Genomic DNA, 24,496 nt, shown 5'->3' with positions numbered 1-24,496 from the left:
GGTGCGCGGCCCGCGGCTGTTCTGATGGCCAAGGACCGCGCCGGCACCACGGGCGTCATGGTCGGGCTTGACCCGACCATCTCGGACACCAGTTGCTTCTGGTCAGGAGATTCTCGGGTCTACGCTGCGCTTCGCCCGAGAATGACGCTCTCACCGCACCACGCGGAGCGCGCCCCATGCCCCTGATCGAAGCCCGCGAACTCTCCCGCGTCTATGACCTCGACTCCGGCCGCGTCACGGCGCTGGACCGGGTCTCGCTCGACATCGAGGCGGGCGAACTTGTCGCGGTAATGGGGCCGTCGGGCTCGGGCAAATCGACCTTCATGAACCTGATCGGCTGCCTCGACCGGCCGACGGGCGGTCATTACCGGCTCGACGGGGTCGCGGTCGAAACGCTGGGCAGTGACGGTCTGGCGGAACTCCGCAACCGCAAGCTCGGCTTCGTCTTCCAGCAGTTCAACCTGCTGCCGCGCGTCGATGCCTGCGCCAATGTCGAATTGCCGATGGTCTATGCCGGAGCCGACCGCAAGGCGCGGCGCGAACGGGCGCTGGCGGCGCTGGGTCGCGTCGGCCTCGCCGAGCGCGCCCATCACCGCCCGATGCAGCTGTCCGGCGGCCAGCAGCAGCGCGTCGCCATAGCGCGTGCGCTGGTTAACGAGCCGCGCCTGCTGCTGGCCGACGAGCCCACCGGCGCGCTCGACAGCCGCACCGCGCTGGAGATCCTGGCACTCTTCCAGGACCTCAACCGCGAGGGCGTCACCGTCGTCCTCGTCACCCATGACGCCGAAGTGGCGCGCCATGCCCGCCGCGTCATCCGCTTCCGCGACGGCCACCTCCTCAGCGACCAGCGCCAGCAGCCGGCCGATGCCCGCGCGGCGCTGGCCGCACTCGACGCGGCCCCGCCGGTCTATCCGGAGACGGAGTTCCACGCTGACACCGCGCGCCGGGTAGAGGCCCTGCCATGAGCATCTTCGAAGCCATCCGCTCGGCCCTGACCGCGATCGGTGCCAACGCGCTGCGCTCGGCCCTGACCATGCTCGGTATCATCATCGGCGTCGCCGCCGTGATCGCGATGGTGGCGATCGGCTCGGGTGCGCGCGAACGCGTCACCTCGCAGATCAAGTCGCTCGGCGCCAATCTCGCCATCATCCAGTCCGGCAACGTCACGCAAGGCGGCGCGCGGCTCGGCGCCGGCGCCTCTTCGACGCTGACCGACGAGGATGCGGGCGCGATCCTGAAGGAGGTCGAGGATGTGCTGGCGGCAGCGCCCGTGATCTTCACCCGCGCCCAGGCCGTCTATGCCGGCGCCAACTGGTCGACGCAGATCACGGCGACCGATCTCGATTTCTTCGCGGCGCGCGAATGGGATGTCGCGGAAGGCCGCCTGTTCGAGCCGGAAGAGCTTCGCAAGGGCGAGATCGTCGCGATCATCGGCCAGACCGTGGCGAAGAACCTGTTCGGCGAGCAGAACCCGCTCGACCAGCAGTTCCGCATCCGCAACGTGCCCTTCAAGGTCATCGGCGTGATGGCGCCCAAGGGCCAGTCCGCGCTCGGCCAGGACCAGGATGACGTCATCTTTGTGCCGCTCGATACCGGCCGGCGCCGCATCATCGGCCGCAACTATGCCCGTGACCGCTCGGTCCAGACGATCATGGTCAAGTTCGCCAATGAGGGCGCGATCGCGCCCGGCATCGAGCAGACCGGCGCGCTTCTGCGCCAGCGCCACCGGCTGATGGCCGATCAGGACGACGACTTCATTGTTCGCAACCTGACCGAGATCGCCAACACGGCGACGCAAGCCGCGACCACCCTGTCCTGGCTGCTGGCGGCGGTGGCCGGCGTCTCGCTTCTCGTCGGCGGCATCGGCATCATGAACATCATGCTGGTCTCGGTGACCGAGCGCACCCGCGAGATCGGCTTGCGGCTTGCGGTCGGCGCCAGGCAGCGCGACGTGCTGGCGCAGTTCCTGATCGAGGCGACGACGCTCGCCACCATCGGCGGCGCGGTCGGCATCGCGCTCGGCATCGGCTCGGCCCTGACCATCGCCAACATCGCCGGCTGGCCGTCCGTGGTCTCGATCGAGACGATCCTCGTCGCGGTGGGTGTCTCCGGCATGATCGGCGTCTTCTTCGGCTTTTACCCTGCAAGGCAGGCCGCGCGGCTCGACCCGATCGAGGCGCTGCGGCGGGAATAGCGTCTTATGCGGCCTCGGCCTCGGCCGCGGCTCTGGCCTTGAGCCTGGCGCCGACCTCGGCGATCGCCATGATCGCCGGCACATAATCCCGGCCGAGATCGCTGAGGCTGTATTCGGCCGAGGGCGGCGAGGTCGGCGCCACGCGGCGCGTCACCACGCCCCTGCTCTCCAGCGCCTTGAGGCGCGCGCTCAACATCTTGGCGGAAATGGTCGGGATGTCGCGCCTGAGCTCGCCGAAGCGGCGCGGCCCACCTGAAAGGAACCAGACGATGTTGGGGGTCCAGGCCCCGCCGAGCACCTGCATGCAGGTGCCGATATCGCAGGTCAATGGCGGCTTGGGCGACCGGTTCCTTCGCAATTTCAAAGCCATGCCACGTTTCCTCCGGTTACCGTCAGGATACCGGAAAATGGGGTTACCACAAGTTACGATGTATACAGATGTTACCGAGCGGGGCTAGCCGTGCCTCATCCCAACGCCCGGAGCCCCTGCCATGAAGCTTTACTTCGCCCCTGGAGCCTGCTCGCTTTCGCCGCATATCGCCCTGCGCGAAGCCGGTCTGCCCTTCACTCTCGAACAGGTCGATCTCGCGACCGGCCGGACCGCGACCGGCGCCGACTATGGCGCGATCAACCCGAAGGGCTATGTCCCGGCACTCGCGCTCGACGATGGTGCAGTCCTGACCGAGGGCGCCGCGATCGTCCAGTACATCGCCGACCTGGCAGCCGATTCTGGACTTGCGCCGAAGCCGGCGACGCTGCAGCGGGCGCGCCTGCAGGAAATGCTGAACTACATCGCCAGCGAGGTGCACAAGGCGTTCTCGCCGTTGTTCCGCCCCGCCACCAGCGCGGATGGCCGCAGCGAGGCGCGCGCAATCATCGCCCAACGCCTCGGCCATATCGAGAAGACGCTCGCGGACGGGCGCGCCTACCTGCTCGGAGAGCACTACAGCGTCGCCGACATCTACCTCTTCGTCGTCGTGAACTGGGCCAAGGCCAAAGATATCCCGCTCGCGCCCTGGCCAAGGCTGCAGGCACTGCTGGAGCGCGTCGGCCGACGCGAGGCCGTCCGGCAGGCGATGCAGGCCGAAGGCCTAGCGGCGTAGCGGCGATGGACCCGCGCTTCACCGAGATCGTCGACACCCTCGGACTCTATTTCGATGGCCTGTACGACAGCAACGCAGGTCAACTCGGCCGCGTCTTCCACGAGCAGGCGGTCTATGCCTGCGCCAGCGAGGGCGGGCTCACGCATCTGACCATGGAAGCCTATCTGCCCATGGTCGCGAACCGCGCCTCGCCGGCAAGCCGCGGCGAGGGGCGGCGCGACCGCATCCTGTCGATCGAATTCGCCGGTCCGGTCACGGCGCTGGCACGGGTCGAATGCGCGATCGGCGAAAAGCGCTTCACCGACCTGCTGAGTTTCGTCAGGCTCGACGGGCAGTGGCGCATCATCGCCAAGGTCTTCCATTTTGACATCGCTGCGTCATCGTGACGTTCGCGGCCTCAGGAGTTGCCGATGCCCTATGTCAACATCAAGATCACGCGCGAGGGCGCTACCCCCGAGCAGAAAGCCGCGCTGATCGCCGGCGCGACCGATCTTCTCGCCAAGGTTCTCAACAAGAATCCTGCGACGACCTTCGTCGTCATTGATGAGGTCGCGCTCGAAGATTGGGGCGTCGGAGGCTTACCGGTTGAAGCCTATCGCAAGCAGGCCCTCGGTCGTCTCGGTCGAGACGGCTGATCGCGATCGGCGTTTCCGGGATGATCGGCATCTTCTTCGGCTTCTACCCCGCAAGGCAGGCCGCGCGGCTCGACCCGATCGAGGCGCTGCGGAGAGAATGACCGCGGCATTCCGAACCTCGCTTGCAAGGGTCGCTTAACCCGCGGTGGCTAGCATCGGCCGCAACGCGAAATTGTCGATCCCGGGGGGGAAATCTGTTGAACCAAATGCCAAGCCCCGCCCTCACCGCCGGCCGCCTCTACGAGCAGGCGACATCCGGCGCGATCGGCGCTTGGGCCTGCGATCTGAGCAATCAGACGCTGTCCTGGACGGACGAGGTCTATGATCTCTTTGGCATGACACGCGGCGCGAAGCTGGAACGCGCCGCCACGCTCGACGTCTATCAGAGCCAGAGCCGCCGCGAGATGGAGCAGCGGCGCGCCGCCGCAATCGCGACGGGCAAGGGCTTCTCTCTCGACTGCCAGATCCGCACGACCGGGCAGAGCCGCTGGATGCGCCTGCGTGTCGGCGTCGGCTACGAACTGGGACGGGCTACCCGCATCTTCGGCTCGAAGCAGGACATCACCGCCGAAAAGAAGATGTGGGATGGGCTCGTTACGCTGGTAGGCAACGATCCGCTCACGGGACTGGCCAACCGCCGCGCCTTCGAGGAGGCGTCCCGCGAACTCAGCCGTCATGCCGACGGACTGCATGGATTTGCCGTGGCCGTGCTGTCTGTCGATGATTTCGAGACGATCCGGGAGGTTCATAACCACGCCGGCGCGACCGAATGCCTGCGCTGCATCGGCGAGCGGCTGGCTCGGCTTTTCCCGGATGCCGTCCTGGTTTCGCGCATCGGCGGCTGCGAATTCGCGCTGCTGCTGCGCGTCCCCGGCGGCAATGCCGCCTTGGCGGCGACCCTGGAAGGCGCGCACAGGCTGCTTGCCCGCCCGATCCCGCGCGGTGCGCAGGCCATCGGGATCGGCATCTCCGTCGGGGCGGCCATCCTGAAACCCGGCCACCGGCACGAACCGAAGAAGCTCTTCGCCGAGGCGGATGCCGCGCTCTATGTCGCGAAAGCCGCGGGCGCAAACCGTGTCCGCGTATTCGACGGCATGGTCGCGCAACCCGCAGCTCAGACGCAATGCCAGCAGGCTGCATCCTTGCGCGCCGGCTGAACCGGCGCGCAAGGCGCCTCAGACGATTCTGATCGACAGATCCGGCAAATTGTCGATCTTGCACAGGATCACGTCGCCCTTGACCACAGGGCCGACATTCTCCGGCGTGCCGGAATAGATGATGTCGCCGGCCTTGAGCTCGAAGGCCTCCGAGAGCTTCGAGATCTGCTCGGCCACCGACCAGATCATGTGGGTCAGGTTCGAGTTCTGCTTCACCGTCCCGTTCACGGACAACGAGATCGTACCCTTGGTGAAGTGCTCGACAGTCCCGACCGGATGGATCGGCCCGATCGGCGCGGAGCGGTCGAAGCTCTTGCCGATCTCCCATGGCTTCTTCTCGTCGCCCAGCGCGCGCTGCAGATCCCGCCGGGTCATGTCGAGGCCGAGCGCATAGCCGAAGACATGGTCGAGAGCCTTGTCCATCGGAATGTTGCGGCCTCCCGACTTCAAGGCTGCGACGAGTTCGACTTCATAGTGATAGTTCTTCGTCAGCGAAGGATAGGGATGGTCGCCGACCTCGCCCGCCTTCACGAACTGGATCGCATCGGTCGGCTTCTGGAAGAAGAAGGGCGGCTCACGGGTGGGGTCGGAGCCCATCTCGCGGGCGTGGGCAGCATAGTTGCGACCAATGCAATAGATTCGGCGAACCGGAAATACCTCCTGCGAGCCGACGATCGGGATCGTGGTCCGGGCGACGTCGAAGGGCGTCTTGGCTGAGGCAACTGGCTGGCCCTGCGAGGCGGTTGCAGCCAAGGTGGCGGCAGCTCCGCCGGAGCCCAATACGACGCGACGTGTAAGGGTCATGCGCTTTCTCCCTGAGTTGCCGACCTTCTGTCGAGGTCGTGTTCAGTCCGCCCGGCGGATCGATCTCCGCCAGGCCGGATCAGGGAGCCAGACAACAACGCCCCGGTCGAACAGGCAAGGGCCGCGATCCCTCCTGGGGATCGCGGCCCTGCAAGCCGGCTCAAGCTAGAGAGGCGATGCGAAGGGCTCAGCCCTTCACGCTCGCGACCACCTCGGCAACGTTCTTGCCGAAGGCCTGCGCGGTCTTGAGGTCGCCCGGGATCATCTCGTCGACACCGGCATCGGACGGCGAGGCCGTGATCAGCCCAAGATAGCCGCCCAGATTATTGAGGTCGTCGCGGGTGTGGGCCTTGGCATTGGAGGGGTGCATGCCGGTGCCGGTCCAGAGCATCTTGTGCTGCGCGGCGAGCGTCGAGAGATAGGCCAGCGTCGAGAACTTGTCGCCGTTCAGCGTCGCCGAATTGGTGAAGCCGGCAGCGACCTTGCCCTTCCAGTCCATCGTGTACCAGGGCTTGCTCGAGGCATCGGCGAACTTTTTGAACTGCCAGGAGACCATGCCCATATAGGTCGGCGAGCCGAAGACGATGCCGTCGGCGGCCTTGAGCGTCTCCCAGCCGGCATCGGGAATATTGCCCTCTGCATCGATCGTGACGAGATCGACGCTGGCGCCGGTCGCGGCCGCGCCGGCCTGCACGCTCTCGGCGACCTTCTTGGTGTGGCCGTAGCCGGAATGGAACACGATGGCGATCTTGGTCATGGTCGAAGCCTTTTTGTCGGGATGAAACCGTTTGATGCCGCAAAGATGTTGCAACGCCGCGACGTCCACAATGGCTGAGACATTGCGAATGCGCAGGATCGGTCTGGCGCCGGGGCAATGATCACGGTGCCCACACGCAGCGCCCGCCCGGGCGGCTCCACAGTCACACGCCTGTCGCAGCGGAAGTCTTAGAACCACATCGATCAATTGCTAGCCAACTGCAGCCTAAACCCGGCTCCGGCATCGTTTCGGACTCGCGGACGGCTGCCCTGACCACAAGCTTAGTCGGGCGCCCGCAGCGTCCGTTTGGCGGAGAGCCCAGATGCAGATCGACATCTTCACGCAGGTCATCGTGCCGGTCATCGGCGGTTTGGGCATATTCATGCTCGGGCTCGAATTCATGAGCAACGGCATCCAGAACCTCGCCGTCAACAAGATGCGCGCGCTGCTGGCCAAGATCGCCGGCACCCCGGTCAAGGGCGTGCTCGCCGGCACCTTCATCACCGGCGTCATCCAGTCCTCGACCGCGATGACCGTCATGGTCGTCGGCCTCGTCAATGCCGGCGTCATCGGCCTCAGGCCCGCGATCTCGGTCATCATGGGCGCCAATATCGGCACGACGCTTGGCAACGGCCTGATCGCGCTGCCGCTTGGCCCGCTGGGCCTGTTCCTCGCCGGCATTTTCGCCCTGATCCACATCTTCGCCAAGACCGACAAGGTGAAGAACATCTCGCTGGCCTGCATGGGCTTCGCGCTGATCTTCTACGGCCTGAACCTGATGACCGGCGGCTTGCGCCCTCTGCGCGCCATGCCGGAAGTCATGGGCGTGATCTCGTCGCTGCGCGCCGACAACTATCTCGGCCTGCTCTACTGCGTGCTGATCGCGGCGGGCATCACCGCGATGATCCACTCCTCCTCGGCCACGATCGGCATCGTCATGGGTCTCGGCGCCGCCGGCATCCTCGACTGGAAGACCGCCGTCGCCTTCTCGCTCGGCGCCGATCTCGGCACCACCATCACCTCCTGGATGGCCTCGCTCAACCTGACCAAGAACGCCAAGCGGGCGGCCTATTTCCACATCTCCTTCAACATCATCGGCGTCGCCATCACGATACCCCTGTTCTTCGTCTCGATGGATATCCTGACCTGGGCGATGCAGTGGTTCGGCGGCGATCCGGGCGTGCCCGTCATCGTCGGCGGCAAGGAAACCTTCCCGCTCATCCCGGTCGCGATCGGCCTGTACTCGACCTTCTTCAACATCTTCAACACCGCCATCCTGTTCCCCTTCCTGGGGGTCTTCGAGCGGGTCCTGATGAAGGTCGGCGCCACCGCCACGAACGAGGAGGAGGATTACACCCAGCCGATGTATCTCTCGGCTGCCGCCGCGAGCGACCCGGTCACCGCGGTTCCCGCCGTGCAGCGCGAGACCGGCCGCTATCTCGAGGCCGCCCGCAAGTTCCTCGACATCGCCAAGGCCTCGCCCGACGCGCCCCAGAAGATCGAGGAGCACTATTCCGCGATCGACATCCTCAACCGCGAGATCCGCTCTTACACTTCGGGCATGTTCAAGGCCGACATGCCCTATGCCCGCGCTGATCTCGTCGCCAGCCTGATCGAGGAAGAGGACCAGACCGCCAGCCTCGGCGAGGCGCTCTACCAGATCGCACGCCGGATCGAACGCCAGCCCTTCGGCACCGTCGGCCGGGGCCTCATCGACACGCTCGTCGATCAGGTCGCCGACGCGCTGCGCGCGATCATCCCGATCGACCAGGTCAACCCGCCGGTCACCGCCGATGCGGAACCGCGCCTCAGGGGTCTGCTCGAACTGCGCGAGCGCTGCCTGCGGCTGGGCGCCGAGCTTCCCTGGGTCGAGCGCGGCGCGATCCTGGCCCTGCTCGGTAGTGCCGAACGTGCCTTCTATCTGATCGAGCGGATCGACTCCGAACGCCGTTCGGTCTCGCGCTCGGTGCCGGCGGCGGTCCAGGGCCAGACGCGCCCCAGCGAGGATTTCGGCGGCGCGGCCGTTCCGGCCTGAACTCGGATACGGCTTCGATCATCCCTTCGGCGGGCCGTTCTTCGGGGCGGCCCGTTTTGCGTCAGGCCTCAGCCGAGCGTTTTCACGAAGACGATCTGCCCGTCGCGCGAGCGGCCCATATCCTGCCAACCATGGCGGAGATAGAAGCGCTCGGCGCGGGTTCCCGCTCCGGTCGTGAGCCAGGCCTGCGCGTGTCCGGCGGCCAAAAGCCGATCGAGCGCCGCATCGAGCAGCGCCCGGCCGAGCCCGCGCCCCTCATGATCCTTGTCCATGAACAGCGCCCAGACCAGCCCGGTCTGGTGATTGGCGCAGGTGAAACCGACGACGACATTATCGACCTCGGCAACGAGGAAAATGGCCTGCTCGCGATACCAGGCGACCTCTTCATCCGTCACCTTCGACGGATCGGAGAGGACATTCTCGCTCACGCCCATCCGGATCGCGTGGATGCGGGGCTGGTCCGCCGCGGTCGCCTTGCGGATGAGAAAGGACATCAGCACCATCTCAGCGCTTGCGGACGAATTCCGTGCGCAGGACGAGCCCCTTGATCGCCTCATGGCGGCAGTCGATCTCCTCGGGATCGTCGGTCAGGCGGATCGACTTGATCACCGTGCCCTGCTTCAGCGTTTGGCCGGCCCCCTTGACCTTCAGATCCTTGATCAGGACCACCGAGTCGCCATCGGCCAGCACGTTCCCGGCGGCATCGCGAACCTCGGCACGCCCGGGAGCGGCCGCGGCGGCCATCTCCGAAGCTGGGCGCCACTCGCCCGTCACCTCGTCATAGACGTAATCGTCGTCGGCCATGTCCGCCCCTATCGCCATGCCGGCTCTCCCGGCCCGGCTCGCCTATACGAGCCGGGCCGGGAATTCAACAAGCGCGAGCTGTGGAACCTTTGAGCACCCTACTCCGCCGCTTCGAGCCGATAGCTCGCCGGTTCGTAATTGAGGATCGGCGCCAGCCAGCGCTCGACCTCGACGATGCTCATGCCCTTGCGCGCCGCATAATCCTCGACCTGGTCGCGCTCGACCTTGGCGACGCCGAAATAATAGGCGTCCGGATGCGAGAGATAGATGCCCGCGACCGACGAGCCCGGCCACATCGCGAAGCTCTCGGTCAGCTTCACGCCGACTCGGGCCTCCGCCTGCAAGAGCTCGAACAGGGTCGCCTTCTCGGTATGGTCGGGCTGGGCCGGATAGCCCGGCGCCGGCCGTATGCCGCGATACTCCTCGCGGATCAGATCCTCGTTCGAGACGGTCTCGTCGGGCGCATAGCCCCAGAATTCGGTGCGGACCTTCTGGTGCATGCGCTCGGCCAGCGCCTCGGCGAAGCGATCGGCCAGCGCCTTGACCATGATCGAGCGATAATCGTCGTTGTCGCGCGCGAACTTCTCCGAGATGCGCTCCTCCTCGGCGCCGGCCGTGACCACGAAGGCACCGACATAGTCGGGCCGTTCGATGCCTTCGGGCGCGAAGAAGTCGGAGAGGCACATGTTGGGCTTGCCGTCGCGCTTCGAGAGCTGCTGACGCAGGCCGTGCAGCGTCGCGAGACGCTCCTGACGGCTCTCGCCGGTGTAGAGCGCGATGTCGTCGCCGACCGCATTGGCCGGCCAGAAGCCGATCACCGCCTTGGGGTTGAACCAGCGCTCGTCGACGATGCGCTTCAGCATCGCCTGGGCATCGTCCCACAGCGCGCGCGCCGCCTCGCCCTGCTTTTCGTCCTGCAGGATCGCCGGGAAGCGGCCCTTCATCTCCCAGGTCTGGAAGAACGGCGTCCAGTCGATCACCGGCACGAGATCGGCGAGATCATAGGTCCGGAAGGTGCGGGTCCCGAGGAAGCTCGGCTTGGGCGGGATGTAGTTCGACCAGTCTGCCTTGAAGGCGTTGGCACGCGCCTTGACCAGCGGCAGCCGCTGCTTGTCGGCCTCCGAGCGGCGATGCGCGGCCGAGACCTTGGCGTATTCGGCCTGGATGCCCGCCACGTAAGGCCCTTTCTGATCAGCCGACAGCAGGCTCGACACCACGCCGACCGCGCGCGAGGCGTCGGTGACATAAACAGTCTGACCGCGCTCATAGGCCGGATGGATCTTCACCGCCGTATGCACGCGGCTCGTCGTCGCCCCACCGATCAGCAGGGGAATGTCGAAGCCTTCGCGCTCCATCTCGGAGGCGACCGTGACCATCTCGTCGAGCGAGGGCGTGATCAAGCCGGACAGGCCGATGATGTCGACCTTCTCCTTGCGCGCGACGTCGAGGATCTTCTGCGTCGGCACCATCACACCGAGGTCGATGACCTCGTAATTGTTGCACTGGAGCACGACGCCGACGATGTTCTTGCCGATGTCGTGGACATCGCCCTTCACCGTCGCCATCAGCACCTTGCCGGCGGCAGAACGCTCGCCGCCGCCGTTCAGGCGCTTCTCCTCGTCCATGAACGGCATCAGATAGGCGACCGCCTGCTTCATCACGCGGGCCGACTTCACCACCTGCGGCAGGAACATCTTGCCGGCGCCGAACAGGTCGCCGACGACGTTCATGCCGGCCATCAGCGGGCCCTCGATGACATGCAGCGGCTTCTCGGCCTTCAGCCGCGCCTCTTCGGTGTCGATGTCGATGAAGGCGGTGATGCCGTTGACCAGCGCATATTCCAGCCGCTTCTCGACGACCTCCTCGCGCCAGGCCATGTCCTTGCCGGAGACCGCGACCGAGCCGTCGCCCTTGAAGCGTGGCGCGGCGTCGAGCAGGCGTTCGGTCGAATCCTTGCGGCGGTTGAGGACGACGTCCTCGCAGAGCTCGCGCAATTCGGGATCGAGCCCGTCATAGGAGCCGAGCTGGCCCGCATTGACGATGCCCATATCCATGCCGACCTTGATGCAGTGGTACAGGAAGACCGAATGCATCGCCTCGCGGACCTTCTCGTTGCCGCGGAACGAGAAGGACAGGTTCGAGACGCCGCCCGAGATATGGGCATGCGGCAGGGTCTCGCGGATCGTCTTCGTGGCCTCGATGAAGTCGTTGCCGTAGTTGTCGTGTTCCTCGATGCCCGTCGCCACCGCGAAGATGTTGGGGTCGAAGATGATGTCCTCGGGCGGGAACCCGATCTCCTCGGTCAGCAGCTTGTAGGCGCGCGTGCAGATCTCGATCTTGCGCTGATAGGTGTCGGCCTGCCCGGTCTCGTCGAAGGCCATGACGACGACGGCCGCACCATAATTGCGGCAGATCCGGGCGTGCTCGAGGAAGGCGGCCTCGCCCTCCTTCATCGAGATCGAATTGACGATCGGCTTGCCCTGGATCGTCTTCAGCCCGGCCTCGATGACGTGGAACTTCGAGGAGTCGACCATGATCGGTACACGCGAGATGTCCGGCTCCGAGGCGATCAGATTGCAGAACTCGGTCATTGCCGCCTGCGAATCCAGCAGGCCCTCATCCATGTTGATGTCGATGACCTGCGCGCCATTGGCAACCTGGTCGCGCGCGACGTCGAGCGCGGCGGCATAGTCACCCGAGGTGACCAGCTTCCTGAACTTCGCCGAGCCGGTGACGTTGGTGCGCTCGCCGATATTGACGAAGGGGATGGTCTCGTCGAGCGTGAAGGGCTCCAGGCCTGCCAGCCGCAGATAGGGCTTGATCACCGGAATCTGGCGCGGCGCCTTGCCGGCCACCGCCTGCGCGATGGCGCGGATATGGTCGGGGGTCGTTCCGCAGCAGCCACCGACGACGTTGACCAGCCCGGCATCGGCGAACTCGGCCAACATTTCAGCCGTCGCCTCGGGGCTCTCGTCATATAGGCCGAACTCGTTGGGCAGGCCGGCATTGGGATAGGCGCAGATCAGCGTATCGGCGACGCGCGACAGATCCTTGATATGGGCGCGCATCTCGCGGGCGCCGAGCGCGCAGTTCAACCCGATCGTCAGCGGCGCGGCATGACGCACGGCGTTCCAGAACGCCTCCGTGGTCTGGCCCGACAGCGTGCGGCCCGACAGGTCGGTGATCGTGCCGGAGATCATCACCGGCAGGCGCAGGCCCTTCTCGCGGAAGACGGTCTCGATCGCGACGATCGCGGCTTTGGCGTTGAGCGTGTCGAAGATCGTCTCGACCAGGATGATCTCGGAGCCGCCGTCGATCAGGCCCTTGACCTGCTCGGCATAGGATTCACGCACCTGGTCGAAGGTCACGGCGCGGAAGCCGGGATTGTTGACGTCGGGCGAGATCGAGAGCGTGCGGTTGGTCGGGCCGATCGCGCCGGCGACATAGCGGCGGCGGCCATCGGCCTTCTGCGCGATCGCGGCGGCCTCGCGGGCGAGCTTCGCCGAGACGACGTTGAGCTCATAGGCCAGCGCCTCCATGCCGTAATCGGCTTGGGCGATCTGGGTCGAGGAGAAGGTGTTGGTCTCGACAATGTCGGCACCGGCCTGGAAGTAGGCCAGATGGATGTCGCGGATCGCCTCGGGCTGGGTCAGCACCAGCAGGTCGTTGTTGCCCTTGAGGTCGTGGTTCCAGCCCTTGAAGCGCTCGCCGCGGAAATCGGCCTCGGAGAACTTCTGGTTCTGGATCTGCGTGCCCATCGCGCCGTCGAGCACGAGGATTCGCTCGGACGCGGACTGGCGCAGCGCGCGCTGGATCTCGGCGCCGTCGACGGGTGTGGGGGTAAAATCGGTCATCGTTACGCTTTCATCGAACCCGGATCAGCCCGAATAGTCCCTCAGCCCTCATCCTGAGGAGCACTTCGCAGAAGTGCGTCTCGAAGGATGCTCCAGATGTCTCCGGAGCTTCCTGGAGCATCCTTCGAGACGCCGCCTTCGACGGCTCATCAGGATGATGGCTGATTAAAATCACTGCGCCGCCGCAGCCTGCGGCTCTGTCTTCTCGGGCTTGACCCCGACCAGATGGCAGATCGCATAGACTAGGTCGGCCTTGTTCATCGTGTAGAAATGCAGGTCGCTGACGCCGCGATCGATCAGGTCGAGCGCCTGTTCGGCGCAGACGGCCGCCGCCACGAGGCGACGCGTCGCGGCGTCCTCCTCCAGCCCCTCGAACCGGTCGGCGAGCCATTGCGGCACGCTCGCCCCGGTCTTGCGGGCGAAATTGGCGGTCTGCTTGAAGTTCTGGACCGGCACGATGCCGGGCAGGATCGGGATGTCGATGCCCGCCGTCCGCACCTTGTCGAGATAGCGGAAATAGACGTCGTTATCGAAGAAGAACTGCGAGATCGCCCGAGTCGCGCCGGCATCGACCTTCTTCTTCAGCGCGTCGATATCGGCATCGAGCGAAGCGGCCTCCGGATGCTTCTCCGGATAGGCCGAGACCGTCACCTCGAAATCGCCGATGCGCTTGAGACCCGCGACCAGATCCGAGGTCTGGTGATAGCCCTGCGGATGCGGCTCATAGGCCGTGCCGAGCCCGCCGGCCGGATCGCCACGCAGCGCCACGACGTGGCGCACGCCTGCATCCCAATAGGCGCGGATGACCTCGTCGACCTCGTCGCGCGATGCCGAGACGCAGGTCAGATGCGCGGCTGGCTTGAAGCCGGTCTCCTCGACCATGCGCTTGACGGTGGCATGGGTACGCTCGCGCGTCGAACCGCCAGCGCCATATGTCACCGAGACGAAAGACGGGCCCAGCGGCTCGAGCCGGCGCACGCTCTCCCAGAGCGCGACCTCCATCTCGTCGTTTTTGGGTGGAAAAAACTCGAAGGACACCTTCGGACGGCGCGAGCCGTGTCGGCTGGGGCGAAACGCATTCATCAGGCCACCTCTAGATTGTTCTGCCGCACCGGCGGGTCGGACTGGACGCGCCGGTCGCCTCCCCGCCAGAGCATCACCGGCAGCTGGCCGGAGCCGCCGCCGGCGAGCGTGATTTCCTCGGACAGATCGCAGATCAGCCCGGCTTCGGAGAACCAGCCGGCGATCTGGGCCCGCGCGAAGCCGAGCCGGCGATGGGCGTGCTCCGTCCGCAGGAACTCCATCTCGTGCGGCGCGAAATCGACCACGATCAGGCGCCCGCCGGGACTCAGCATCGCAGCCGCCTCGCGCACCGCGCGGCCGGGATCGTCGAGGAAGTGCAGCACCTGGTGGATGATCACGAGGTCGAAGGCGCCGCGCGGGAACGGCAGCGCATAGATGTCGCCCTGGCGCAGTTCGACGCGGGACAGACCGGCCTTCTCCAGATTGGCGCGCGCGACCGCGAGCATGGCATGGTTGGCATCGACGCCGACCGCGCGGCCGAACTTCGGGGCGATGCGCTCCAGCATGCGGCCCGTGCCGGTGCCGAGGTCGAGCACGCTGCCGGGCGTGCCCGTGCCGACGGCGGCCTCGACGGCAGCCTCCACAGCGTCATCGGGAACATGCAGCGAGCGCAGGCGGTCCCAGTCGCGGGCGACGCTGGCGAAATAGCTCTGCGCCACCTCGGCCCGCGTTCCCCGCACGGCGGCAAGCCGCTCGCGGTCGGCCGCCAGAACGGCATCCGAGCGATCGAGCCAGGTCGCCAGCGACGCCGCGAAGGCGCCTCCCGCGCCGGTCTCGTCGAGCCGGAAGAAGGCCCAGGCCCCCTCGCGCGAGCGCCTGATCAACCCAGCCTCGGTCAGCAGCTTGAGATGGCGCGAGATCCGCGGCTGCGACTGCCCGAGAATGTCGGTCAGATCCGACACCGACAACTCGCCCTCCGACAAAAGCGCCAGGATCCGAAGACGCGTCTCCTCACCCGCGGCCCGCAGCGCCGCAAGCAGGACATCCGAAGAAAGCGTAGCCGGCTGGCGCAACAGCGAGAACTCCACAAAACACGAAGAAAAACATATAAAGATATGTTTATGTCAGGAACCGCTTTCGCGCAAGTCCGATCTGCTCGTCCCGCTCCTCCCCGCCGAAGCCATCGCCCGCCCGAGCGCGCTGAACAGGCGCGGGTCGCCGGATTGCGCCACGTTGAAGCGCAGGAACCGGCTCGCCGTCTGCGACAGGCTGTAGACATTGCCGGGCGCCAGCACGATGTCCTCGGCCAGCAATTGCCGGGCGATCACAGCCGAATCCAGCCCCTCCGGCAAAGCACACCACAGGAACATGCCGCCGCGCGGTTCGATCCAGGGCACGATCCCCATCGCCCGCAGCCGCGCCGAGGTCTCGCCCATGGCGCGCGCGAGGCGGGCGCGCAAACCGTCCATGTGCTTGCGATGGCTGCCATCCCTCAGGATGGTCAGCACCATTTCGGCGGCCAGGCTGCCGGTGCCGAACGAGGCCGCGATCTTGAGATCGATCAGTCCCTCGATCCAGTCCCGCTTTGCTGCGATGTAGCCGCAGCGCACCGAGGCCGAGAGCGATTTCGAGAAGCTGCCGATCTGGACGACCCGGTCCAGGCCGTCGAAAGCAGCAAGCCGCGCTGCCGGCTCCGGCTCGAAATCGGCGAAGATGTCGTCCTCGACGATGGTCAGCCCGAACTGGTCGGCGAGCTTCAGCAGGCGGTGGGCGACGAGCGGCGACAGCGTCGCGCCGGTCGGGTTGTGGAGCGCCGAATTGGTGATGTAGAGGCGCGGGCGGTGCTCGCCCAGGACCTGCTCGAACTGCGCGATATCCGGCCCGTTCTGCGTATAGTTCACGCCGACGATGCGGACGCGATGCGCCCGCAGCAATGCGTGGAAATTGAAATAGCAGGGGTCGTCGACGAGGACCGTGTCGCCCGGCTCGATCAGGAAACGGCAGACGAGGTCGAGCGCCTGCGTTCCGGACTCCGTCAGCATGATCCGATCCGGCGCGGCCTCTATGCCATGCAACGCCAGCCGTCGGGTCAGAAGTTGCCGGAGCGGCAATAGGCCGAGCGGGGTGCCGTAGTCCGCCAGCGTCTCGTCGGGCGCCCGCGATACCGCCCGCAGCGCCCGGCGCAAAGCCTCCTGCGGCAGCCAGTCGGCCGGCAGCCAGCCGCAGCCTGGCTTCAGCACACCCTCACCGGCATCGAGCGATTGCCTGGAAACCCAGAACGGATCGACCGCGCGTTCCAGCCGGGGTCCGAGATCGGCGACTGAGAAAGGCGGAGCATGGCCCGCGACATAAAAGCCGGAGCCGCGGCGCGCCTGGATGACGCCTTCGGCCGCAAGCCGGTCATAGGCCTCGACCACCGTCGATTTCGACACGCCCATCGTCTCGGAGAAGCGCCTGATCGACGGCAGTTTGGCGCCCGCGGCCAGTTCACGCCCGGCGATGCGCGTGCGGATCGCCTGCATGACGAGCCCGGCCCGCGTCCCATCCTGTCCGTCCACACCGTCCATTTGGGATCACCGTACTGCTGCCTTGAGCAGCACAGTTTGCCCGAACTGTCCTGAACTGTCTCTGGCAATTGCTCGCTGGCGCGCCGATGCAGGGCAAGATGGAGCGACGATGATGGACAAGAAGACGAGCGGCTGGATCAACGGCTTTCTCGGCGTGGTAATCTTCGCCGGCTCCCTGCCGGCGACGCGCGTTGCGGTCGCCGATTTCGACCCGGTCTTCCTGACGCTGGCACGCGCTGCCATCGCCGGCCTCGTCGCGCTTGGCCTGCTGCTCGTCTTCCGGGAAAAGCGTCCCGAGCCGCGGGACGTCGTCCCGCTGATCGTGGTCTCGTTGTGCGTCGTGATCGGCTTTCCGCTGCTGACGGCGCTCGCCCTCCAGCACGTCACCTCGGCGCATCTGATCGTCTTCGTCGGCCTGCTGCCGCTTGCGACGGCGCTGTTTGGCGTCATTCGGGGCGGCGAGCGCCCGCGCCCGGCCTTCTGGCTGTTCTCTTGTCTCGGCAGCGCGCTCGTCGTCGGCTTCGCCTGGATGCAGGGCTTCGCTGCCTCGCCGATCGGCGACCTGCTGATGCTGGCGGCCATCATCGTCTGCGGGCTGGGCTATGCCGAGGGTGCGGCCCTGTCACGCCGGCTCGGCGGCTGGCAGGTGATCTGCTGGGCGCTGGTCCTGTCGCTTCCGGTGACGGTCGGGCTCGCTCTGACGACGATGCCGGGTTCGGTGGCCGGTGTCGGCACGCCGGCCTGGCTCGGCCTCGCCTATGTCTCGCTGTTCAGCATGCTGATCGGCTTCGTCTTCTGGTATCGCGGCCTCGTCCAGGGCGGCATCGCCGCCGTCGGGCAGTTGCAATTGCTGCAGCCCTTCTTCGGGCTGGCGCTGGCGGCGCTCCTGCTGGGCGAGACGGTCAGTTGGCAGATGCTTGCGGTCTCCGCAGCCGTCGCGGCCTGCGTCGCCGGTGCGAAGCGTTTCGCGCGCTAGCCTCAACCGCCTTTCGGCACGACCGGCGGGACCAGCACCACAGCATCGCCGGGCGAGATCGGCCCGGCGAGATCGACGGACAGCACGAGCCCGCGCAGGGCTGCCGCGGCCTTGACGAAGGCGAATTCCAGCCCCTTGCGGCCGGTCGCGGCGGCGACAACCCGTCCGGCCCGCCGGCAGGGCATGTTGTAAGCCTCGACCCGCAGGATCGCACGGCCGTCGAAGCGCCCCTTCCCTCTCCAGTCTCCGCCGAAGGCGAGCCGGCTGCCGGGCGCAATCCGGGAGAAGCCGGCCAGCCCCTCGATCAGGAGATTGCCCCCGAGCCATTCCGGCGGCAGCGCCGGCAGATCGAGGTGACCGGCGATCTCCGTCAGTTCGAGCGGGCAGAGCGCAGAAAGCTGGCGGTCGTTGCGCAGGCGCAGGCCTCGCGGCAACCAGGGCTCGCGCGGCCCTGAACGCCGTGTCAGGCCAGCGTGCAGATCGCCGGGAATGCCGGAGTGATCCAGCTGAAGAACGTCGGCAGGAACCGTGACGAAGCCATGCGGAGACGGGGCGCCATTCCTCGCGATGAAGACGCCGGCGACGACGCCCTTGGCACACGCATCCCTCATGCCGGCGGCATGGCTGCGCGCGCCGGACGTGTCAAGAAGCCGAAGGGCTCACATCAACTGCAGCGAGCCCGCTGCCGTCTTCCCGCGTTCGGTCTTGAGTTCGAACGAGACGGCCTGTCCCTCCGTCAGCGTCATCAGCCCTGCTTCCTTTACGGCAGTGATGTGCACGAACACGTCCTTGCCACCATCCGCGGGCTGAATGAAACCAAAGCCCTTCTCAGTATTGAACCATTTGACGGTTCCGGTCGCCATCGCCGCATCCCTCGAAGCCAAAGCGTCTTCGCGGCCGACGGATGCAAGCGTCCGCAGGGCGCGCCGACAAAGAATTGACCGAAACGTGATGCTTGTCGAGACCAAACGACAGGCAGGCGAAAGGTGAAAACGATCAAGACGTGGTCAGAAGCACTTGCGTCATGACCGAAGTTTGTGACGAACCACCGAGATATATCTCGATCAGCCCTGGCTCGATCTTGTAGCGGCCTTCCTCGTCATGCCCGCCGAGCTGCGCGGCATCGAGCCGCAAGCGAACGTTGCGCGTCTCGCCGGCCCGCAGCATGACCTTGTCGAAGGCTTTCAGCTGCCGCAGCGGCTTCGACCGGCTCGCGACCGGCTGGCGAATATAAAGCTGCACGACCTCCTGCCCGTCGCGCGCGCCGGCATTGGTGACGTCCACGGAGACCTCGACCGTGCCGTTCAACGCCATGCTCGGCTTCGAGACGCGGGCATTGGCGTAGGTAAAGCGGCTGTAAGACAGCCCATGGCCGAAGGGGTAGAGCGGCTCGTTGGCCTCATCCATGTAGATCGATTCATAGCGCTGGCGAACCTTCTGCGGCCGCCCCGTCGGAAGCTGGTCGTAGTAGACCGGAATCTGCCCGACCGAGCGCGGGAAGCTCATCGGCACCCGTCCAGACGGATTGACCTTGCCGGTCAGGATGTCGGCGATCGCCGTACGCCCCTCGGTGCCGCCATGGAAGGTCTGCAGGATCGCGGCGACATGCGCGTCGGCCCAGGTCAGCACGAGTGGCCGCCCCGTCGCCAGCACCAGCACGACCGGCTTGCCGGTCGCCACCAGCGCCTCCAGCAGTTCCTGCTGCACGCCCGGCAGGTCGAGCTTCGTGCGCGAGGCGCCCTCGCCCATGAACTCGCAATCCTCGCCCAGCATGGCGACGACGAGGTCGCTGGCGGCAGCCGCGCGGATCGCGGCGGCCTTGTCGGCGAACTCCGTGCCACAGGCCTTGGTGAACGCCGGCTCATAGGCAACCGCGACATCCGCCGGCAGCCGCTGCTTCAGTGCCTCTGGCAGCGCCTGCACGACGCGGCGGCCGAGCCCGGCCGGATCGGTCCAGACGCGCTCGTCCTCAGGCACGGCCATCGCGCCGATCACCGCGACCGACTTGACGGCAGGCCCGATAGGAAGCGTCTCGTTGGCATTCTTGAGCAGCATCGCGCCGTCCTGTGCGGCCTTGAGCGCGACCTCGCGCGCGGCTTGCGTCTGCATCAGCGCGGGCGCCGCCGTGGGATCGACATCGGGGCGCTCGAACAGGCCGAGATGGAACTTGACCCGCAGCACCCGCCGCACCGCCTCGTCCAGCGCCTTCATCGGCACGCGCCCGGCCGTGACCTCGGCGGCGAGGTGCTTGTGGTAGACGTCGCCCATCATGTCCATGTCGATGCCCGCCAGCAGCGCCTTGCGCGCGGCCTCGGCGTCATCCTTGGCTATGCCGTGCAGGCGCAGCTCGGTGATCGAACCGAAATCGGAGGTGACGAAGCCCTTGAAGCCCCATTTTCCGCGCAGGAGATCGGTCAGCATGCCCTTGTGCGCCGTCGCCGGCATGCCGTTCAGCGCGTTGAAGGCGGCCATCGCGGTCATCGATCCCGCATCGAACGAGGCCTTGAACGGCGGCAGATAGAGGTCGAAAAGCTGGCTCGTCGGAATCCAGGTCGAATTGTAGTCGCGCCCCGCCTCGCCCGCGCCATAGCCGACGAAATGCTTGACCGAGGTCGCGACGCCGCCGCGCTGATAGCCGCGCGTGCGCGCCGCCGCCACGACCGAGCCGAGATAGGCATCCTCGCCCGCCCCCTCGAGCACCCGGCCCCAGCGCGGATCGCGGGAGATGTCGACCATCGGCGCGAAGGTCCAGTTGATGCCGGCAGCCGACGCCTCGCGGCCGGTCCAGTAGGTGGCCTCCTCGATCAACTTGGGATCCCAGGTCGCGGCCTGGCCGAGCGGCAGCGGGAAATAGGTCGAGAAGCCGTGGACCGCATCGAGCCCGATGATCAGCGGAATCTTCAGCCGCGTCGCGCGCGCCGCCTTCTGGACCTCCAGAACCTCGGCCGGCACGACGAAGTTCATCACGGCGCCCATCCGGCCGGACTTGATCTGATTGATGTCGAAGCCGTCGCCGCGCCCCGACAGATGCAGCTGGCCGACCTTCTCCGCCAGCGTCATTTGCTTGAGAAGGCCGTCGATGCGGCGCTCGATCGCGGCGGCCTCCCGCCCGGTCTTCCAGCCGACGCCCTGTTGGCCCGGCGCCGTCTGAACCGGAACCGGCTGGGCGGAGGCCGCAACGGAAAGGCAGCAGGCAAGAAGTGTGGCGGCGAGCCGCAGGATCATGAAGGACATCTTTCGGCGGAGGTCGTGAGCGGGCAGGACGTCGGTGGAAGACGCGTGACGAACGTCGACCGCCGCCCTACAGGAATGGCCGGGCTGGCTCAACCTTGAGGCGGCGTCGAAGCGCTGGACGGCGCAACCTTGGGCTGGCTCGCCCGTTGCATCGCAGGCATGGCCTGAACACCGCCTGAACTGGAAGCCCCCGCCATGTCGCAGACCACCGCCCCCCTCGCCTCGTCGACGGAGCGGCACCGCCTCTATGAGGACGCGCTGGCGATCCTGCTCGGCACGCTGATGGTGTCGATCGGCATCGCGCTGTTCTCCAAGGCGATGATCATGACCGGCGGGGCGGCGGGCCTCGCCCTGCTGCTGCAATATGCCACCGGGCTCGAGTTCGGCCTGCTCTTCTCGGTCATCAACTTGCCCTTCTACTGGCTCGCCTTCCGGCGCATGGGCCTGCGCTTCACGCTGCGCACCTTCGTCGCGGTCGGCGTGGTCTCGGTGCTGGTGCAGGCGACGCCGCTCTGGCTTGACATCGCCTCGGTCCAGCCGATCTACGCCGCGCTCGCCGGCGGCAGCACGATGGGGCTGGGCCTGCTCGCGCTCGCCCGCCACCGCACCGCGATCGGCGGCGTCAACATCCTCGCGCTCTATCTGCAGGAAAAGCGCGGCTGGCGCGCCGGCTGGACCCAGCTCGCCATCGACGCGGGCATCTTTGCCGGCGCCCTGTTCGTCCTGCCGCTCGACCGACTCGCGGTCTCGCTGATCGGCACGCTGGTGCTCAACGCGGTGCTCGGCATGAACCACAAGCCAGGGCGCTATACGGCGGTGTCCTGAACACGGGATCACACATCCCGCCGCCGACGCAGACGACTCGGCGGCAGAGCCCGGTCTTGCGCCCCGCCGCGCGGCATGCGAGCAACCGCGCCGGGTGATCAAACGCATCGAGGCTCGACACCATGGCCCAGCCCCTGACCATCGAAGATCTGCGCATCCTGGCGAAGCGCCGCGTGCCGCGCATGTTCTACGATTATGCGGATTCCGGGGCCTGGACCGAGGGCACCTACCGCGCCAACGAGGCTGATTTCGCAGCGATCAAGCTGCGCCAGCGCGTTGCGGTCGACATGACCAACCGGACGCTGGAATCGACCATGGTCGGCCAGAAAGTCGCCATGCCGGTCGCACTCGCGCCGACCGGGCTGACCGGCATGCAGCACGCCGACGGCGAGATCCTCGCCGCCAAGGCCGCAGCCAAGGCCGGCGTGCCCTTCACCCTCTCGACGATGAGCATCTGCTCGATCGAGGATGTGGCCAACCACACCGGCTCGCCGTTCTGGTTCCAGCTTTATGTGATGAAGGACCGCGACTTCATCGCGCGCCTGATCCAGCGCGCCAAGACCGCCGGCTGCTCGGCGCTGGTGCTGACGCTCGACCTGCAGGTTCTCGGCCAGCGCCACAAGGACATTCGCAACGGCCTCAGCGCGCCGCCCAAGCCGACGCTCGCCAACCTGATCAACCTGGCATTCAAGCCGCGCTGGTGCCTCAAGATGCTCGATACGCCGCGCCGCGGCTTCGGCAACATCGTCGGCCATGTCACCGGCGTCGCCGACATGTCCTCGCTGTCGTCCTGGACCGCCAGCCAGTTCGACCCGGCCCTGAGCTGGGACGACGTCAAGTGGATCAAGGACCAGTGGGGCGGCAAGCTCATCATCAAGGGCATCCTCGACCCCGAGGATGCCGAACTCGCCGCCAACAGCGGCGCCGACGCCCTGATCGTCTCCAACCATGGCGGCCGCCAGCTCGACGGCGCGCTGTCCTCGATCGCGGCGCTGCCGGCGATCGTCGAGCAGGTCGGCAACCGTATCGAAATCCTGTTCGACGGCGGCATCCGCTCCGGCCAGGACGTGATCAAGGCACTGGCGCTCGGCGCCCACGGCACCTTCATCGGCCGCGCCTTCCTCTACGGGCTCGGCGCCATGGGCGAGAAGGGCGTGACGCTGGCGCTGGACATCATCCGCAAGGAGCTCGACATCACCATGGCGCTGTGCGGGTTGCGCGATGTGCGGGATGTCGACGGGCGCATTCTGGTCGACGGCAACCGGCAGCGGCGGACGTAAGCGCGGGCGGCGCCGCTCGAAGCGCCGGGCTCAAGCAATGCGGCTTATCGTCATCATGGTGTTGAACATCATGTTGCCGATCTTGCCATGGGTATCGAGGTTCCCGCTCACGACCTTCTGGAAGGCTTCGTGTGGCAGGTGCAGCCAGCCGATCGTGCCGGGCACCTTCGGCGGCGACTGCGTGACGTTCCAGTTCGCGGCGTTGGGCAGCACCGGCATCGTCTTGTGCGCCGTCTTCATATAGGCGCTGTCGAAATCGATCTGCTCGTTGATGATGCCCATGCCGCCGACCATCTCAGCGAAACGCCAGAGATGGTTGACGCCGGAGCTGTAACTCGCGACGCCGACGCTCGACACCAGGCCGCGGGGCCGGCGCACGCCCATAGTCGACTCAATGCCCGACATGATCGCGTCGAGCGTCGTGCTGCCGCGGTCGGCGAAGAGATTGGTGGTCGAACTGTTGCTGCGAGAAGCGTAGGTCATGAACGGCACCAGCAAAACCATCTTCTTGACCGCCGCCATCTGCGTACCGAGATAGAAAACGTAGTTCTTGACGCTGTTGATCCAGCGCCCGCTGAAGCTCGGATACAGCGCGTCGTCGGTGGCCGAGATCGTGTCGGGATGAAAGAAGATATAGCACCGCGAGAAATCCACGGTTCCGTCCGGAACCGCGGCACCGACCCAGAAAATCGAGCCGTTCTTCTCGATCCTGAACAGGAATTCCGACACGCGCCCCGTGACGTTATTCGCCGCGAGCATCGCGTTCTTGGGGCGTGGTCGGAACAGGAAGGGCATGACGCTGGCAGGCGTGATCGCAAGGGCTTCGTCCCAGTCCGGCCTTGTCTTGTCCAGCGTCTGCTGCATGCTCAGAATGCCGAGATCGAGCACCCGCGAGGGGCTCCAGCCGGGGATGTCGATACCGATCATGGTTCGGAATACGGCGAGCATCTCGCGCCAGGTCCGTCCGCCTCTGGAGATGCGCCCGTCGGCGACCGGCAGCTTGCGCCGCTTCTGGAAGAAAACGATCACATCGCCGAGCGTGTCATCATAGACCATCGGCAGCCAAACGGCTGCAATGCCTATCATCGGGCTCCTGATGCTGCCGACCCAGGCGCCCATGAAGTTCTGGACGAGCGCCACATCGGTGGGAAGGTTGTCCGACTTCGGTCGTCCGACGGAACCGAACAGTTCAGGCACCATCTCTCGTCTCTCCGTACGATCATCGTGGAGTAGACGACATCATGGGCG

The 24,496-nt window shown here is 66.3% G+C and carries 23 protein-coding genes; 10 read left to right on the top strand and 13 right to left on the bottom strand.

Going from position 1 to position 24,496, the window contains the following annotated elements:
* Positions 1-176 precede the first annotated feature (176 nt).
* Together AC1DYU_RS08875 and AC1DYU_RS08870 are read left to right on the top strand one after the other, a co-directional pair.
* Positions 177-965: an ABC transporter ATP-binding protein gene (locus AC1DYU_RS08875; protein ID WP_476791300.1), complete on the top strand. Its 789-nt coding sequence runs from the start codon at positions 177-179 to the stop codon at positions 963-965.
* Entirely contained in the window at positions 962-2,194 is a 1,233-nt protein-coding gene (locus AC1DYU_RS08870; protein ID WP_476791299.1) for an ABC transporter permease, read from the top strand. The genes AC1DYU_RS08875 and AC1DYU_RS08870 overlap by 4 nt, the downstream gene beginning before the upstream one ends.
* 4 nt (positions 2,195-2,198) lie before the next feature.
* On the opposite strand, the gene AC1DYU_RS08865 is transcribed toward AC1DYU_RS08870, so the two are convergent.
* Positions 2,199-2,564, bottom strand: a complete 366-nt coding sequence (locus AC1DYU_RS08865; RefSeq protein ID WP_476791298.1) for a winged helix-turn-helix transcriptional regulator — start codon at positions 2,562-2,564, stop codon at positions 2,199-2,201.
* A 121-nt stretch (positions 2,565-2,685) separates the two neighbouring features.
* Here AC1DYU_RS08865 and gstA point away from each other — a divergent pair, with 121 nt between their 5' ends.
* The 4 genes from gstA to AC1DYU_RS08845 all read left to right on the top strand — a co-directional run bounded on the left by gstA (position 2,686) and on the right by AC1DYU_RS08845 (position 5,089).
* Positions 2,686-3,297: a glutathione transferase GstA gene (gene gstA / locus AC1DYU_RS08860; RefSeq protein ID WP_476791297.1), complete on the top strand. Its 612-nt coding sequence runs from the start codon at positions 2,686-2,688 to the stop codon at positions 3,295-3,297.
* A gap of 5 nt (positions 3,298-3,302) precedes the next feature.
* Complete coding sequence (locus tag AC1DYU_RS08855) at positions 3,303-3,683, top strand: nuclear transport factor 2 family protein (protein WP_476791296.1); 381 nt, start codon at positions 3,303-3,305, stop codon at positions 3,681-3,683.
* Positions 3,684-3,707: 24 nt separating this feature from the next.
* Positions 3,708-3,932 (top strand): tautomerase family protein, encoded by a 225-nt coding sequence (locus tag AC1DYU_RS08850; protein ID WP_158486218.1) that lies wholly within the window; start codon positions 3,708-3,710, stop codon positions 3,930-3,932.
* A gap of 206 nt (positions 3,933-4,138) precedes the next feature.
* A complete protein-coding gene (locus AC1DYU_RS08845; protein WP_476791323.1) occupies positions 4,139-5,089 on the top strand; it encodes a diguanylate cyclase domain-containing protein in 951 nt (316 codons plus the stop codon).
* An 18-nt stretch (positions 5,090-5,107) separates the two neighbouring features.
* On the opposite strand, the gene AC1DYU_RS08840 is transcribed toward AC1DYU_RS08845, so the two are convergent.
* Together AC1DYU_RS08840 and AC1DYU_RS08835 are read right to left on the bottom strand one after the other, a co-directional pair.
* On the bottom strand, positions 5,108-5,893 hold the full coding sequence (locus tag AC1DYU_RS08840) for a fumarylacetoacetate hydrolase family protein (protein ID WP_476791295.1): 786 nt from the start codon (positions 5,891-5,893) through the stop codon (positions 5,108-5,110).
* 187 nt (positions 5,894-6,080) lie between these two features.
* Positions 6,081-6,650, bottom strand: coding sequence for a flavodoxin family protein (locus AC1DYU_RS08835; RefSeq protein WP_476791294.1), 570 nt, complete (start codon positions 6,648-6,650; stop codon positions 6,081-6,083).
* A gap of 322 nt (positions 6,651-6,972) precedes the next feature.
* Here AC1DYU_RS08835 and AC1DYU_RS08830 point away from each other — a divergent pair, with 322 nt between their 5' ends.
* Positions 6,973-8,685 (top strand): Na/Pi cotransporter family protein, encoded by a 1,713-nt coding sequence (locus AC1DYU_RS08830; protein WP_476791293.1) that lies wholly within the window; start codon positions 6,973-6,975, stop codon positions 8,683-8,685.
* 68 nt (positions 8,686-8,753) lie between these two features.
* Here AC1DYU_RS08830 and AC1DYU_RS08825 read toward each other — a convergent pair whose 3' ends face one another.
* The 6 genes from AC1DYU_RS08825 to AC1DYU_RS08800 all read right to left on the bottom strand — a co-directional run bounded on the left by AC1DYU_RS08825 (position 8,754) and on the right by AC1DYU_RS08800 (position 16,933).
* Positions 8,754-9,179: an N-acetyltransferase family protein gene (locus AC1DYU_RS08825; protein ID WP_476791292.1), complete on the bottom strand. Its 426-nt coding sequence runs from the start codon at positions 9,177-9,179 to the stop codon at positions 8,754-8,756.
* 10 nt (positions 9,180-9,189) lie between these two features.
* Positions 9,190-9,507 carry an alkylphosphonate utilization protein gene (locus tag AC1DYU_RS08820; RefSeq protein ID WP_158486225.1) on the bottom strand — a complete coding sequence of 106 codons (318 nt, stop codon included), beginning with the start codon at positions 9,505-9,507 and terminating at the stop codon, positions 9,190-9,192.
* A gap of 80 nt (positions 9,508-9,587) precedes the next feature.
* Positions 9,588-13,343, bottom strand: a complete 3,756-nt coding sequence (gene metH / locus AC1DYU_RS08815) for a methionine synthase (RefSeq protein ID WP_476791291.1) — start codon at positions 13,341-13,343, stop codon at positions 9,588-9,590.
* 171 nt (positions 13,344-13,514) lie between these two features.
* The gene (gene metF, locus AC1DYU_RS08810; RefSeq protein WP_476791290.1) at positions 13,515-14,426 is read right to left on the bottom strand and encodes a methylenetetrahydrofolate reductase [NAD(P)H]; all 912 of its coding nucleotides are present in this window, start codon (positions 14,424-14,426) and stop codon (positions 13,515-13,517) included.
* On the bottom strand, positions 14,426-15,439 hold the full coding sequence (locus AC1DYU_RS08805) for an ArsR/SmtB family transcription factor (protein WP_476791289.1): 1,014 nt from the start codon (positions 15,437-15,439) through the stop codon (positions 14,426-14,428). Before AC1DYU_RS08805 ends, metF begins: the two co-directional genes overlap by 1 nt.
* Positions 15,440-15,490: 51 nt before the next feature.
* Positions 15,491-16,933: an aminotransferase-like domain-containing protein gene (locus AC1DYU_RS08800; protein ID WP_476791288.1), complete on the bottom strand. Its 1,443-nt coding sequence runs from the start codon at positions 16,931-16,933 to the stop codon at positions 15,491-15,493.
* A 112-nt stretch (positions 16,934-17,045) separates the two neighbouring features.
* Here AC1DYU_RS08800 and AC1DYU_RS08795 point away from each other — a divergent pair, with 112 nt between their 5' ends.
* On the top strand, positions 17,046-17,909 hold the full coding sequence (locus tag AC1DYU_RS08795) for a DMT family transporter (RefSeq protein WP_476791287.1): 864 nt from the start codon (positions 17,046-17,048) through the stop codon (positions 17,907-17,909).
* Positions 17,910-17,911: 2 nt separating this feature from the next.
* Here the strand turns inward: AC1DYU_RS08795 and AC1DYU_RS08790 are convergent, their stop codons facing one another.
* From AC1DYU_RS08790 to AC1DYU_RS08780, 3 genes are all read right to left on the bottom strand, one after another.
* The gene (locus AC1DYU_RS08790; protein WP_476791286.1) at positions 17,912-18,520 is read right to left on the bottom strand and encodes an MOSC domain-containing protein; all 609 of its coding nucleotides are present in this window, start codon (positions 18,518-18,520) and stop codon (positions 17,912-17,914) included.
* Between the two features lie 48 nt (positions 18,521-18,568).
* Positions 18,569-18,772: a cold-shock protein gene (locus AC1DYU_RS08785; RefSeq protein WP_158486232.1), complete on the bottom strand. Its 204-nt coding sequence runs from the start codon at positions 18,770-18,772 to the stop codon at positions 18,569-18,571.
* Positions 18,773-18,905: 133 nt separating this feature from the next.
* Positions 18,906-21,143 carry a glycoside hydrolase family 3 N-terminal domain-containing protein gene (locus tag AC1DYU_RS08780; RefSeq protein WP_476791285.1) on the bottom strand — a complete coding sequence of 746 codons (2,238 nt, stop codon included), beginning with the start codon at positions 21,141-21,143 and terminating at the stop codon, positions 18,906-18,908.
* A gap of 195 nt (positions 21,144-21,338) precedes the next feature.
* On the opposite strand from AC1DYU_RS08780, the gene AC1DYU_RS08775 reads away from it, so the two are divergent.
* Entirely contained in the window at positions 21,339-21,968 is a 630-nt protein-coding gene (locus tag AC1DYU_RS08775; protein ID WP_476791284.1) for a DUF6198 family protein, read from the top strand.
* A gap of 122 nt (positions 21,969-22,090) precedes the next feature.
* Positions 22,091-23,248, top strand: coding sequence for an alpha-hydroxy acid oxidase (locus AC1DYU_RS08770; protein WP_476791283.1), 1,158 nt, complete (start codon positions 22,091-22,093; stop codon positions 23,246-23,248).
* A gap of 30 nt (positions 23,249-23,278) precedes the next feature.
* On the opposite strand, the gene AC1DYU_RS08765 is transcribed toward AC1DYU_RS08770, so the two are convergent.
* On the bottom strand, positions 23,279-24,448 hold the full coding sequence (locus AC1DYU_RS08765; protein ID WP_476791282.1) for a hypothetical protein: 1,170 nt from the start codon (positions 24,446-24,448) through the stop codon (positions 23,279-23,281).
* Between the last annotated feature and the right edge of the window lie 48 nt (positions 24,449-24,496).

Source organism: Allobosea sp. P2_B12 (genome assembly GCF_056404835.1).
This window is presented reverse-complemented; position numbering and strand designations above follow the sequence as displayed.

Bases quoted from the DNA above. Each gene is read 5' to 3' on its own strand.
- AC1DYU_RS08875 (WP_476791300.1), top strand. From the start codon at position 177: ATGCCCCTGATCGAAGCCCGCGAACTCTCCCGCGTCTATGACCTCGAC.
- AC1DYU_RS08870 (WP_476791299.1), top strand. From the start codon at position 962: ATGAGCATCTTCGAAGCCATCCGCTCGGCCCTGACCGCGATCGGTGCC.
- AC1DYU_RS08865 (WP_476791298.1), bottom strand. From the start codon at position 2,564: ATGGCTTTGAAATTGCGAAGGAACCGGTCGCCCAAGCCGCCATTGACC.
- gstA (WP_476791297.1), top strand. From the start codon at position 2,686: ATGAAGCTTTACTTCGCCCCTGGAGCCTGCTCGCTTTCGCCGCATATC.
- AC1DYU_RS08855 (WP_476791296.1), top strand. From the start codon at position 3,303: ATGGACCCGCGCTTCACCGAGATCGTCGACACCCTCGGACTCTATTTC.
- AC1DYU_RS08850 (WP_158486218.1), top strand. From the start codon at position 3,708: ATGCCCTATGTCAACATCAAGATCACGCGCGAGGGCGCTACCCCCGAG.
- AC1DYU_RS08845 (WP_476791323.1), top strand. From the start codon at position 4,139: ATGCCAAGCCCCGCCCTCACCGCCGGCCGCCTCTACGAGCAGGCGACA.
- AC1DYU_RS08840 (WP_476791295.1), bottom strand. From the start codon at position 5,893: ATGACCCTTACACGTCGCGTCGTATTGGGCTCCGGCGGAGCTGCCGCC.
- AC1DYU_RS08835 (WP_476791294.1), bottom strand. From the start codon at position 6,650: ATGACCAAGATCGCCATCGTGTTCCATTCCGGCTACGGCCACACCAAG.
- AC1DYU_RS08830 (WP_476791293.1), top strand. From the start codon at position 6,973: ATGCAGATCGACATCTTCACGCAGGTCATCGTGCCGGTCATCGGCGGT.
- AC1DYU_RS08825 (WP_476791292.1), bottom strand. From the start codon at position 9,179: ATGTCCTTTCTCATCCGCAAGGCGACCGCGGCGGACCAGCCCCGCATC.
- AC1DYU_RS08820 (WP_158486225.1), bottom strand. From the start codon at position 9,507: ATGGCGATAGGGGCGGACATGGCCGACGACGATTACGTCTATGACGAG.
- metH (WP_476791291.1), bottom strand. From the start codon at position 13,343: ATGACCGATTTTACCCCCACACCCGTCGACGGCGCCGAGATCCAGCGC.
- metF (WP_476791290.1), bottom strand. From the start codon at position 14,426: ATGAATGCGTTTCGCCCCAGCCGACACGGCTCGCGCCGTCCGAAGGTG.
- AC1DYU_RS08800 (WP_476791288.1), bottom strand. From the start codon at position 16,933: ATGGACGGTGTGGACGGACAGGATGGGACGCGGGCCGGGCTCGTCATG.
- AC1DYU_RS08795 (WP_476791287.1), top strand. From the start codon at position 17,046: ATGGACAAGAAGACGAGCGGCTGGATCAACGGCTTTCTCGGCGTGGTA.
- AC1DYU_RS08790 (WP_476791286.1), bottom strand. From the start codon at position 18,520: ATGAGGGATGCGTGTGCCAAGGGCGTCGTCGCCGGCGTCTTCATCGCG.
- AC1DYU_RS08785 (WP_158486232.1), bottom strand. From the start codon at position 18,772: ATGGCGACCGGAACCGTCAAATGGTTCAATACTGAGAAGGGCTTTGGT.
- AC1DYU_RS08780 (WP_476791285.1), bottom strand. From the start codon at position 21,143: ATGTCCTTCATGATCCTGCGGCTCGCCGCCACACTTCTTGCCTGCTGC.
- AC1DYU_RS08775 (WP_476791284.1), top strand. From the start codon at position 21,339: ATGTCGCAGACCACCGCCCCCCTCGCCTCGTCGACGGAGCGGCACCGC.
- AC1DYU_RS08770 (WP_476791283.1), top strand. From the start codon at position 22,091: ATGGCCCAGCCCCTGACCATCGAAGATCTGCGCATCCTGGCGAAGCGC.
- AC1DYU_RS08765 (WP_476791282.1), bottom strand. From the start codon at position 24,448: ATGGTGCCTGAACTGTTCGGTTCCGTCGGACGACCGAAGTCGGACAAC.